Origin of the sequence: Rhizobacter sp., assembly GCF_031412495.1 — a bacterium.
In the GTDB taxonomy this organism is placed as follows: Bacteria; Pseudomonadota; Gammaproteobacteria; order Burkholderiales; family Burkholderiaceae_C; genus Schlegelella_A.
On record NZ_JANODC010000399.1, the window covers coordinates 1 to 10,298 of the forward strand.

Sequence of the window (10,298 nt, forward strand, 5' to 3'; positions counted from 1 at the left end):
AGGGCGGCTGCTTCAACTCGGACAGCGTGGCGGCGATCGACCAGGCCGTTGCCGACGGCGTCGACGTCATCAATTTCTCCATCAGCGGGACCAGCACCAACTTCCTCGACCCGGTCGAGGTCGCCTTCCTGTTCGCCGCCGACGCCGGCGTGTTCGTCGCGACCTCCGCCGGCAACGCCGGGCCCGCCATCAGCACGGTCGCGCATCCGAGCCCGTGGGTCACGACGGTGGCGGCGGGCACGCACAACCGGGATGGCGTAGGTTCGGTCACGCTCGGCGGCACGACCTACAACGGCGCATCGGTGGCCACTGCGATAGGGCCGAAGCCGCTGATCGACTCGGCGGCTGCGGCAATCGCCGGAGCGACGGCGGCGCAACTGGCCCAGGCGGCGCTGTGCTACGGCGCGGCCGACGGCGCCGTCGTGCTTGACCGGGCCAAGGTGGTCGGCAAGGTCGTCGTCTGCGACCGCGGGGCCACGGGGCGCACCAACAAGAGCCTTGCCGTCCAGCAGGCCGGTGGCATCGGCATGATCCTGGTCAACACGAGCCCCAACTCGATCAACGCCGATCTGCACTTCGTGCCGACGGTGCACCTGCGAAGCACCGATCGCGCGGCGGTGAAGGCTTACGCGGCGCTGTCCGGCGCCACTGCCCGGATCAACGACTCCGCGCTCGTCTACAACGCAACGGCGCCGCAGACCGCTGCCTTCTCCTCGCGCGGCCCCCTGCTGGGCGGCAACGGCGACCTGCTGAAGCCCGACCTCATCGCGCCGGGCCAGGACATCCTCGCCGCCGTCTCGCCGGTCGGCTACTACGGGCGGCTGTTCGATGTTCTCAGCGGCACCTCGATGTCCGGCCCGCACGTGGCCGGCCTCGCGGCCTTGCTGAAGGAACTTCATCCGAACTGGTCGCCGATGGCGATCAAGTCGGCGCTGATGACCACCGGGAGCGATGTGCTTCTCGCCAACGGAAGCCCGGCACCGAACACGGATCCGGCCGTGATCTTCGAGCAGGGCGCGGGCCACGTACAGCCGAATGCCGCGATCAACCCGGGGCTGGTCTTCGACTCGGGGTTCAACGACTGGCTGGGCTTCCTGTGCGGAACGCGCCAGCTGACGGCGGCCTACTGCCCCTCGATCACCATCGATCCGAGCAACCTGAACCTGCCGTCGATCGCGATCGGCGACATGGCCGGCGTGCAGACGGTGACGCGGACCGTCACCAATGTGGGCGGCGCAGCCACGTACACGCCGTCGTACACCGGGATGGCGGGATTCAAGGTCGACTTCGAACCGGCGAGCCTCTCGATGGCCGCGGGCAAGACCGCGCAGTTCACGGTGAAGTTCACGCGAACGGATGCTGCTGCGTTGAACGCGTATGGCGGAGGCCAGCTGACGCTGACTGCGGGCCAGACCAAGGTGCGGGTGCCGATGGTGGTCCGGCCGGTGGCGCTCTCGGCGCCGCTGCAGGTGAGCGGCAACGGCAGCCCGATCAATTTCGACGTGACGTTCGGCTACACGGGGCCGTTCAGCGCTACCCCGCGCGGTCTCATCCCGCCGGCGCTCGAGGCGGGAACCGTCGGCCAGGATCCGGACCAGACCTTCAATCCGGCCGACCCTGCCGGCACGATCGTCCTGCAGGTGCCGGTGCCGTCCGGCACGACGTACGCGAGGTTCGCGCTGTTCGATGCGGACGTTGCGCCAGGAAGCGACGTCGACCTGTACGTCTACAACGAGGCTGGCGTGCTGGTGGCGCTCAGCGGCAGCGGCGGCTCCGACGAAGAAGTGAACCTCGTCAATCCGCCTGCGGGCACCTACAGGGTGTACATCCACGGCTGGGGTCTACCGAGTACGTCGTCGCCGTTCAAACTGCACACGTGGCTGTTGAACTCGACGGCCGTTGGCAACATGTCCATCACCGCGCCGGCGAGCGCCACCGTCGGCACGAAGGGCACCATCGGCATCTCGACCAGCGGGCTGACGCCGGCGACGAAGTACCTGGGCTCGGTCGTCTACGGCGGAGTGGCCGGCATGCCCGACCCAACGATCGTGCGCGTCGACACGCCACCGCCCTGATCGCGACTGCATGAAGCCGGGCGGCAACGTCCGGTTCGATCACACAGCCCCGCGCAACCCGCGGGGCTTTTTTTCTTGGCCCCGTCGGTCAGGTCCGGTAATCGACCGGCAGCGGCTCGACGGCTTGCCCGGCCTGGCACAGCAGGAACCCACCCCGAACGCTCGCGTGATAGTCGAGCATCCCGGCCGGTCCGCGCAGTCGCACCCGCCAGCCGGGCACTAGCGCCTGCGTGTATCCCATGCCCGGTTGCGGGCAGCCCAGGCTGCCGTCGCGCCAGGTCACCGCTTCGGCACTGACCAGCAACAGGGCCTCGGGCGCGAGCTGCGTCCGCTGCGCCGCGTCGAGGCGGGCCCGGCGAATGGCTTCATCGAGCGACAACGGCGACGTCATGGCGGGTTGCGAGCAGGCCAGCGGCAGCAGGGCCAGGGTGCACAGCACGGCAGTCAGGAGCTTGGGCGCGGCCATCCCAGATCATGCCGCGTGAGCCCGAACAGTGACTCGAGCTCGTGGAACTTCCCCTAGCGCCAGGTGGGGTGACGAACAGGTCCTGCCCGAGCCGGGTGTAGAACAGCCCGACGGTGAAGCCCAGGATCTCGGCCGCCGGAAGTGCGTGGTCGGCGACGCGTCGGCAGTCGCGCCGCGTGGCGTCGTGATCGGTGTCGGGTCCTGCGACCGCGCCATGCCGGTCAGAGCAGGAGGGAGACGCCGACGACGAGCAGACGGTGTTCACGCGGCGATTCACTGGCGTGACGGGCCTCAAGCGGCTGCATCGTCGGCCGGCCACAGCCATGCCGCGCCGCGCACGCCCGACGAGTCGCCGTGCCGGTTCCTGAGCACCGGCGTCGTGCAGCGGTCCGAGAACACGTGCCGCGGCAGCAGCGATGCCGTCGCAGCGTAGAGCTCGTCGGCGTTGGACAGGCCGCCGCCGAGGACGATGACGTCGGGGTCAAGCAAGTTGACGACGGCCGCGAGCGCACTTGCCAGCCGGTTGCAGTAGCGATCCAGGGTCGCCTGCGCCGCCGCGTCGCCGGCGCGGGCCATGGCGACGACGCCGAGGGCATCGACGTGCACCGGCGCGCCGCGCGCGTGGTCCTTCGCCAGTGCCGGACCCGACAGATAGGTCTCGACGCAGTGCGTCCGGCCGCACCAGCACTGCGTGTCTGGAAGGTGCGGCTCGGTCCGCGCCGGCAGCTCGTTGTGGCCCCACTCGCCGGCGATCGAATTCGGCCCGACCCAGACCCGGCCGTCGTGGACGATGCCGCCGCCGACGCCGGTGCCGAGGATGACGCCGAAGACCATGCGGTGGCCGGCACCTGCGCCGTCGCTGGCCTCGGACAGCGCGAAGCAGTTCGCGTCGTTCTCGACGCGCACCTCGCGCTGCAGGGCCGCGGCGAGGTCGGCGACGAAGGGCCGGCCGTTCAGGTGCGTCGAGTTCGCGTTCTTGACGAGGCCGGTGGCGTGCGACACCGCCCCGGGCATGCCGACGCCGACGCGCGCCGGCGCGCCGAGCTCTGCCTCGATGCCGAGGACGAGCCCGCGCACGGCATCCACCGTGCCCCGATAGTCGCCGGCCGGCGTGGCGACCCGGCGGCGCGCCCGTTCGCGGCCGGACGTGTCGATGGCGATGGCCTCGATCTTGGTCCCGCCCACATCGACTCCGATCCGCATCGCCTGTCGTCTCCCGTGGCTTCGAGCCTGCATGGCGCCACCCACCTCGCAAGCGTATGGCCTTTCGCGCCGCGGCACACGACTTGCCGGAACGACCGTGCGGTGCGGTGAGGGGCAGCGAGCCCGTTTTCCGCGTGCCGCGCGAACACGACATCATGTCCCGTCGCCATTTCGTCATCGCCAAGGTGGTAATTCCGTGGACCGGCCTGCGCCGCCGGAGTGCACCATGACGAGGGCCGCAACGGCGGCCACTGCGCGGGCGACGACCTTCACCGGCACGGCGACAGTCGTCGCCGCGATCCACGTCGACGCCGTCGTCTTCGACATGGACGGCCTGCTGATAGACACCGAGGTGCTCGCGCGACGCGGCCTGCAGCTCGCCGCCGCCGAGCTCGGCCTCGACATGCCCGAGACGCTGTCGCAGGCCATGATCGGCGTCGCCGCGGACAGCTGCCGCGTCCTTCTCGTCGAGCACCACGGCGAAGCGGTCCCGGCCGAGCAGCTGTTCGCCGCCTCGGCGCGCCACCTGCAGGCGCAGATCGACGCCGGCGAGCTGCGCGTCAAGCCGGGCGTGCCCGAGATCCTCGACCGCGCCGAGCGGCTCGGCCTGCCGAAGGCGGTGGCCACCTCGTCGGCGCGGCAGAAGGCCTTCCATCACCTGCGCGCCGCCGGCCTCGACCACCGCTTCGACGCCATCGTCACCCGCGACGACGTCAGCCGCGGCAAGCCGTATCCCGACCTGTACCTGCACGCGGCGCGCGCCCTCGGCATCGACCCGGCGCGTTGCCTGGCCCTCGAGGACTCCTACAACGGCGTGCGCGCCGCCCATGCCGCCGGCATGATCGTCGTCATGGTCCCCGACCTGCTGCCGCCGACCGAGGAGATGGCGGCGATGTGCCACGCGATCGCCGCCGACCTGCACGGCGTCGCTGCCGCCCTCGTGGCACCGAACGCGAGCTGAGTTGCAGGCCGGGCCTGGACGAGATCCGTGCCGACGCGGGCGGGCGCATCGACGACGAGCGCAGCGGCCACGGGGCCGCTGGGCCCACCGCGGTGTCGAGCGGCGCACCGACACGAAGACGTTGGGGGTCGTGGGCGCGTCGCTCAGGGGCAGGACAGCATCGAAGAACCGCATGCGGGCAACGGCGGGACGCGAGGGCCATCATCGCGAGTTTGGAACCCCGCGTCGGCCTCGCAGCCAACGCCCCTCCGCTTTCCCGCATGCGCATCGGCACCGCCGGCTGGACCCTCTCGCGCGAGACCGCGTCGTCGTTTCCCGGCGAGGGCCGGCACCTCGCGCGCTACGCGCGGATGCTCGGCTGTGCCGAGATCAATTCCTCGTTCCACCGCAGCCACAAGGTGGAGGTGTACGCGCGCTGGGCGGCGCAGACACCGCCCGGCTTTCGTTTCTCGGTAAAGCTGCCGCGCGCCATCACGCACGAGGGGCAGCTGCGCCGCGCCCGCGCACCCCTGGGTCGTTTCCTCGACGAAGCCGCGGGGCTGGGCGAGCGCCTCGCCGTGCTGCTCGTGCAGCTGCCGCCCTCGTTCGCCTTCGAGGCGCGACCCGCGCGAAGTTTCTTCGCCCTGCTGGCCGAGATGTCGCCGGCAGCCATCGTCTGCGAGCCGCGCCATGTCAGCTGGTTCGCGCCCGGCGCGGACCGCGTCCTGGTAGCGGCGCGCGTCGCGCGTGCCGCCGCGCTTCCGGCGCGCTGGCCGGAAGCGGCCCGGCCCGGCGGGTGGCTCGGGCCCCAAGGCGACGGTCGCGGTGCGGTGCTCTATCACCGCTGGCACGGATCGCCACGGGTGTACTGGTCGCGCTACGAGGCGCCGTGGCTGCAGGCGCGTGCCGACGCCCTCGCGCGCTGGCCGGCCGAGGCCGAGCCCTGGTGCATCTTCGACAACACCGCTAGCGGCGCCGCGATCGCCAACGCGCTCGAACTGCGCGCGCTGCTCGCGGGCTCGCCTGCTGTCGGCGTCTCGTGACGACGACGCGACGCCCCCGGGGCGTCGCGTCCGTCCTTGCTCCGCCTACTGGCGCGGCTCGCCGCGCGCGTTGACGAGGATGGTCGAGCCCGGGGGCGCCGTCATCTGCACGCGATGGTCGGTGCCGCGGAAGTTGTAGACGACGTCCCAGTACGCCGGGGTGGCCTGGCCGACGTTCTCGCAGCGGCGGACTTCCCGTCCGGATTGCGGATCGCGGATGCGGTCGACGTTGGCGCCGAGCGCTGCGCCGCCGACCGCACCGCCGATCGTCGCCGCGGTCTTGCCGCTGCCGCCGCCGATCTGGTGACCGAGGATGCCGCCGAGGACGCCGCCGATGATCCCGCCGGCCGGGTTCAGGTCACGACGCTCCTGCACTTCCTGGCGCTCCATCCAGCAGCGCTGTTCCGGCGTGCCCGCGACCGCGCGCACGGAGCGGACCGGCGCTTCGTAGGTGCGCTCGTTCGGGCGTTGCCGGTAGGCATAGTTGGGCTGCTCCAGGGCTGCCTGCGGGGCTTCGTTCTCGTAGCGGCGGCGATTGTCGACCGGCCGCACCGAAGAAATCTCCCGGTCGAGCCCGGTGTCCTCCAGGGTCTCGTAGCTGCCGCGACGCAGGACCACGCAGCGGCCCTCGAAGCGGGCGTCCTCGCACACTTCCCAGCGGCCGCGGTCGACGACGATCGACGAGGCCCGGTCGTTGAAGCCGCGGCGCTCCATGTCGCGAACCGGCGTGTCGGTGCTGAAGGCGCGGCCGCGAAAGCCCTGCCCTTCGTAGAAGGTGATCTGTGCCGAGGCGTGCCCCGCGGCCGCGAGCGCGATGGCGGCGAGGATCGGTTTGAGTCTGTTCGTTTTCATGGTGGCTCCGTTGTCGGTGTGATCGCCCTCGCGGGGGCTGTCCCTACAACGCTCGGCACGCAAACGCAGGTGACGGCGGAGGACACGGTCGAGGTTAAGAACCGCCCGGCGGTATGTAAAGAAAGCCGTGGAAGCCGATGCCGCGATGCGATGACGGAGCCGGCCTAGGAAAGGCCGGCCCGCTCTCCTACAGGGTCAGCGCGAGCAGCGCCTCGGCCACGCCGCGCGCGGCGAGCACGTGCGCGGAGGCGAGCAGGCCGATGCCGTGCCGAGGATGCGGGCAGTCGCCGGAGATGCCGCCCCGCTTGGCGCATCGGCCGATCCGCGCGCAGGGGCTCCTCAAGCCAGGCCAGACCCGAGGCCGCGAGCGTCACGCGCGAAGTGACCTACCGTGGCGACTACGTCCACATGGAGATCGACCTGAAGTCATGAGGAACCCTCGCCGGGCTGCGCACCCGGCTGGTCAGGGCCGGCACTTCTTTCGAGCTCGAGGCCCCGGGGCGTCCTCCGCCCTCAGGCGCCGCCGATCCCCACGTTGACCGTGCCGGTGCCCTGGCACACCGAACAGGGCCGGCCGCCCGCATTCCCCGTCCCGCCGCAGTTGGGGCAGACGTCGGGCCCCGTGCCGGCGGTGCCTTCCGGGGCTTCGTCGCCGGGGCTCGTCGGCGTGCGCGGCGCCTGGGAGTTGCCCGGCTGGTCGCTCGCGCCGGGCTGGGTTCGATGGTTTCGTTGCGGCTGGTTCATGGCGTTCTCCTGCCCCGACGCGGCGGCAATCGACGCGCCCGTGCGCGCAGAGCCTAGTCGTCGAAGCGGATGTTCCTGGCCTTGGCGAGGGCGGTCCAGCGCTCGATGTCGGCGCGGATGAACTGGCCGAACTGCTCCGGCGTCATCGGCATCGGCTCGACCGCCTCGACCGAGAGGCGCTCGCGCAGCTCGGGATCGCGGAGCACGGCGACCTGGCTCTCGTTGAGCCGGCGCACGACGTCGGCGGGCATCCCCGCCGGCCCGACCGAGCCGTACCACTGCATCGCGTCGAAGCCCTTGAAGCCGGATTCCTCCAGCGTCGGCACGTCCTTGATCTGCTCGCTGCGCGCCTTGCCGGTGACGGCGAGGGCGCGGACGCGGCCGGCACGCAGGTGCGGCAGGGCGGCGGCGAGGCCGGGGAACATGGCCTGCGTCTGGTTGCCCAGAAGGTCGGTGAAGGCGGGCGCGATGCCGCGGTAGGGGATGTGCAGCATGAAGGCGCCGATCTGCTGCTTGAAGAGCTCCATCGTCAGGTGCGTCAGCGAACCCGGTCCGGCCGAGCCGTAGTTGACGCGGGCCGGGTTCTTCTTCACGTAGTCGATGAACTCGACCAGCGTCCTCGCGGGCAGGGCGGCATTGACGACGAGCACGTTCGGCGTTCCGCCGATCATGCCGATGGGCGTGAAGTCGCGTATCGCGTCGTAGGGTACCTTGCGCGTCGCCGGCGTCGTGCCGTGCGTGGCCACGTAGCCCTGCATCAGCGTGTAGCCGTCGGCGGGCGCGCGCGCCGTGGTCTGGCTGGCGATCACGCCGCCGCCGCCGCCCTGGTTCTCGACGATGAAGGTCTGGCCGAGCAGCCGGCCCCAGCGCTCGGTGACGACCCGGGCGATCATGTCGTTGCCGCCGCCGGCCGCGACCGGGACGATGTAGCGGATGGGCCGGGTCGGGAAGGCCTGCGCGCCGGCCGCGGTGGGCAGGCCGAGGAGGGCCGGGAGGGCCTGGAGGAGGGTGCGCCGCTGCATCGAAGGGTCTCCTGCGCCGCCCGTGGCGAGCGCGGGGCTGATTCTGGCCCTGCACCGGAGCGGGCGACACCCGGCAGACCCTAGCCGGCGCCGCCGCATCGCGATAATCGACGCCGACCTCGGGGCATCGCCCCGCCCATCTGGAGCCCCCATGGACACCCGCGTCTACCCGAACACCCAGCTCTTCATCAACGGCGAGTGGCGCGCAGCGCGCTCGGGCCGCACCATCCCCATCGTCAACCCGGCCAGCGGCGACACGATCGGCAACCTCGCCTTCGCCGAGCAGGCCGACCTCGACGAGGCTCTCGAGGCCGCGGCCAAGGGCTTCGTCGCCTGGAAGAAGATCAGCGCCTACGAGCGCTCGAAGGTGATGCGCAAGGCCGCCAACCTGCTGCGCGAGCGCATCGAGACGGTCGCCATGTTCATGACCATGGAGCAGGGCAAGACGATCGCCGAGGCCAAGGCCGAGATCCATAACGGCGCCGACACCATCGACTGGTTCGCCGAGGAAGCGCGGCGCACCTACGGTCGTGTCATCCCGGCGCGCGCCGAAGGCGTGTACCAGCTCGTCATCAAGGAGCCGGTCGGGCCGGTGGCGGCGTTCACGCCGTGGAACTTTCCGATCAACCAGATCGTGCGCAAGCTCTCGGCCGCGCTCGCCGCCGGCTGCTCGATCATCGTCAAGGCGCCGGAAGAGACGCCGGCCTCGCCGGCCGAGCTGATCCGCGCCTTCGTCGACGCCGGCGTGCCGGCCGGGACCGTGAACCTGGTCTACGGCGACCCGGCGGCGATCTCCTTGTACCTGATCCCGCACCCGGTGATCCGCAAGATCTCGTTCACCGGCTCGACCGTCGTCGGCAAGCAGCTCGCGGCACTGGCCGGCCTGCACATGAAGCGGGCGACCATGGAGCTCGGCGGCCACGCGCCGGTGATCGTCTTCGACGACGCCGACATCGCCGTCGCGGCGAAGACGATGGCCGCGAGCAAGTACAGGAACGCCGGCCAGGTCTGCATCTCGCCGACCCGCTTCCTGGTCCAGGAAGGCGTCTACAAGGAGTTCGTCGAGAAGTTCGTCGCCGCCAGCGAGGCGCTGAAGGTGGGCAACGGGCTCGAGAAGGGCGTCCACATGGGCTCGCTCGCCAACCCGCGCCGCTCGCAGGCGATGGAGGCGGTGGTCGAGGACGCCAGCAAGCACGGCGGCAAGGTCCGCACCGGCGGCCACCGCATCGGCAAGGAAGGCAATTTCTTCGAGCCGACGGTCGTCACCGAGCTCGGCAACGACGCGCAGGCGATGAACACCGAGCCGTTCGGCCCGCTCGCCATCATCAACCCGTTCCGCAGCTTCGAGGACGCGGTGACCGAGGCCAACCGCCTGCCGTTCGGCCTGGCGGCGTACGCGTGGACGCGCTCGGCGAAGACCGCCAACGCCGTCGCCAATGCGGTCGAGACCGGGATGATCTCGATCAACCACGTCGGCCTCGGCATCCCCGAGGTCCCGTTCGGCGGCGTCAAGGATTCGGGCTACGGCTCCGAGGGCGGCACGGAGGCCATCGAGCCCTACCTGAACCCGAAGTTCGTGTCGCAGGCCGGCCTGTAGAGGGCTGGGTCCGTGGCGATCGAGCTGGCGAAGGATGCCAAGAAGGAGGCGATCGCTTCCATCGAGCGCTTCTTCCAGGACGAGCGGGAGGAGCGCATCGGCAACATCGCCGCCGGCGCGCTGCTCAACTTCTTCCTGGAGGAGATCGGCCCGAGCGTCTACAACCGCGGCGTGGCCGACGCCCAGGAGCGGATGCAGATGCGGCTGAGCGAGCTCGACATCGAGATCCACGAGGACGAGTTCGGCTACTGGCGCAAGCGCGAGCGGCCCGTCCGGCCGCGCTGACGGCGGCTTGCAGGCCGGACGGGACGGTCTCGTCGCCGCCGGGCTCGGTCTCGGTCGCGGCGGCGTAGGGG

The 10,298-nt window shown here is 71.0% G+C and carries 11 protein-coding genes; 5 read left to right on the forward strand and 6 right to left on the reverse strand.

What is annotated here, in order from left to right; genetic code table 11:
- Nucleotides 1-2,075, forward strand: a 2,075-nt coding sequence (locus tag AC30N0_RS14700; RefSeq protein WP_489518651.1) for a S8 family serine peptidase, incomplete at its 5' end; no start/stop codon positions are given.
- Between the two features lie 88 nt (nt 2,076-2,163).
- On the opposite strand, the gene AC30N0_RS14705 is transcribed toward AC30N0_RS14700, so the two are convergent.
- Both AC30N0_RS14705 and AC30N0_RS14710 read right to left on the reverse strand, forming a co-directional pair.
- Nucleotides 2,164-2,541 carry a DUF8738 domain-containing protein gene (locus tag AC30N0_RS14705; RefSeq protein ID WP_489518652.1) on the reverse strand — a complete coding sequence of 126 codons (378 nt, stop codon included), beginning with the start codon at nt 2,539-2,541 and terminating at the stop codon, nt 2,164-2,166.
- A gap of 291 nt (nt 2,542-2,832) precedes the next feature.
- Nucleotides 2,833-3,744, reverse strand: coding sequence for an ROK family protein (locus tag AC30N0_RS14710; RefSeq protein WP_489518653.1), 912 nt, complete (start codon nt 3,742-3,744; stop codon nt 2,833-2,835).
- A 226-nt stretch (nt 3,745-3,970) separates the two neighbouring features.
- Between AC30N0_RS14710 and AC30N0_RS14715 the strand changes: the two genes are divergently transcribed.
- On the forward strand, nt 3,971-4,705 hold the full coding sequence (locus AC30N0_RS14715) for an HAD family hydrolase (protein WP_489518654.1): 735 nt from the start codon (nt 3,971-3,973) through the stop codon (nt 4,703-4,705).
- A gap of 260 nt (nt 4,706-4,965) precedes the next feature.
- Nucleotides 4,966-5,727, forward strand: coding sequence for a DUF72 domain-containing protein (locus tag AC30N0_RS14720; protein ID WP_489518655.1), 762 nt, complete (start codon nt 4,966-4,968; stop codon nt 5,725-5,727).
- 45 nt (nt 5,728-5,772) lie between these two features.
- Here AC30N0_RS14720 and AC30N0_RS14725 read toward each other — a convergent pair whose 3' ends face one another.
- From AC30N0_RS14725 to AC30N0_RS14740, 4 genes are all read right to left on the reverse strand, one after another.
- Nucleotides 5,773-6,579: a beta/gamma crystallin-related protein gene (locus AC30N0_RS14725; RefSeq protein ID WP_489518656.1), complete on the reverse strand. Its 807-nt coding sequence runs from the start codon at nt 6,577-6,579 to the stop codon at nt 5,773-5,775.
- Between the two features lie 187 nt (nt 6,580-6,766).
- Nucleotides 6,767-6,922 carry a hypothetical protein gene (locus tag AC30N0_RS14730; protein ID WP_489518657.1) on the reverse strand — a complete coding sequence of 52 codons (156 nt, stop codon included), beginning with the start codon at nt 6,920-6,922 and terminating at the stop codon, nt 6,767-6,769.
- Nucleotides 6,923-7,092: 170 nt separating this feature from the next.
- Nucleotides 7,093-7,323 (reverse strand): hypothetical protein, encoded by a 231-nt coding sequence (locus tag AC30N0_RS14735; protein WP_489518658.1) that lies wholly within the window; start codon nt 7,321-7,323, stop codon nt 7,093-7,095.
- A 53-nt stretch (nt 7,324-7,376) separates the two neighbouring features.
- Nucleotides 7,377-8,345, reverse strand: coding sequence for a Bug family tripartite tricarboxylate transporter substrate binding protein (locus AC30N0_RS14740; protein WP_489518659.1), 969 nt, complete (start codon nt 8,343-8,345; stop codon nt 7,377-7,379).
- A gap of 151 nt (nt 8,346-8,496) precedes the next feature.
- On the opposite strand from AC30N0_RS14740, the gene AC30N0_RS14745 reads away from it, so the two are divergent.
- Both AC30N0_RS14745 and AC30N0_RS14750 read left to right on the forward strand, forming a co-directional pair.
- The gene (locus AC30N0_RS14745) at nt 8,497-9,942 is read left to right on the forward strand and encodes an NAD-dependent succinate-semialdehyde dehydrogenase (protein ID WP_489518660.1); all 1,446 of its coding nucleotides are present in this window, start codon (nt 8,497-8,499) and stop codon (nt 9,940-9,942) included.
- Between the two features lie 12 nt (nt 9,943-9,954).
- Nucleotides 9,955-10,227: a DUF2164 domain-containing protein gene (locus AC30N0_RS14750; RefSeq protein ID WP_489518661.1), complete on the forward strand. Its 273-nt coding sequence runs from the start codon at nt 9,955-9,957 to the stop codon at nt 10,225-10,227.
- Nucleotides 10,228-10,298 lie beyond the last annotated feature (71 nt).

Excerpts from the sequence above, each read along its gene's own strand:
- AC30N0_RS14705 (WP_489518652.1), bottom strand. The coding sequence starts at position 2,541 with ATGGCCGCGCCCAAGCTCCTGACTGCCGTGCTGTGCACCCTGGCCCTG.
- AC30N0_RS14710 (WP_489518653.1), bottom strand. The coding sequence starts at position 3,744 with ATGCGGATCGGAGTCGATGTGGGCGGGACCAAGATCGAGGCCATCGCC.
- AC30N0_RS14715 (WP_489518654.1), top strand. The coding sequence starts at position 3,971 with ATGACGAGGGCCGCAACGGCGGCCACTGCGCGGGCGACGACCTTCACC.
- AC30N0_RS14720 (WP_489518655.1), top strand. The coding sequence starts at position 4,966 with ATGCGCATCGGCACCGCCGGCTGGACCCTCTCGCGCGAGACCGCGTCG.
- AC30N0_RS14725 (WP_489518656.1), bottom strand. The coding sequence starts at position 6,579 with ATGAAAACGAACAGACTCAAACCGATCCTCGCCGCCATCGCGCTCGCG.
- AC30N0_RS14735 (WP_489518658.1), bottom strand. The coding sequence starts at position 7,323 with ATGAACCAGCCGCAACGAAACCATCGAACCCAGCCCGGCGCGAGCGAC.
- AC30N0_RS14740 (WP_489518659.1), bottom strand. The coding sequence starts at position 8,345 with ATGCAGCGGCGCACCCTCCTCCAGGCCCTCCCGGCCCTCCTCGGCCTG.
- AC30N0_RS14745 (WP_489518660.1), top strand. The coding sequence starts at position 8,497 with ATGGACACCCGCGTCTACCCGAACACCCAGCTCTTCATCAACGGCGAG.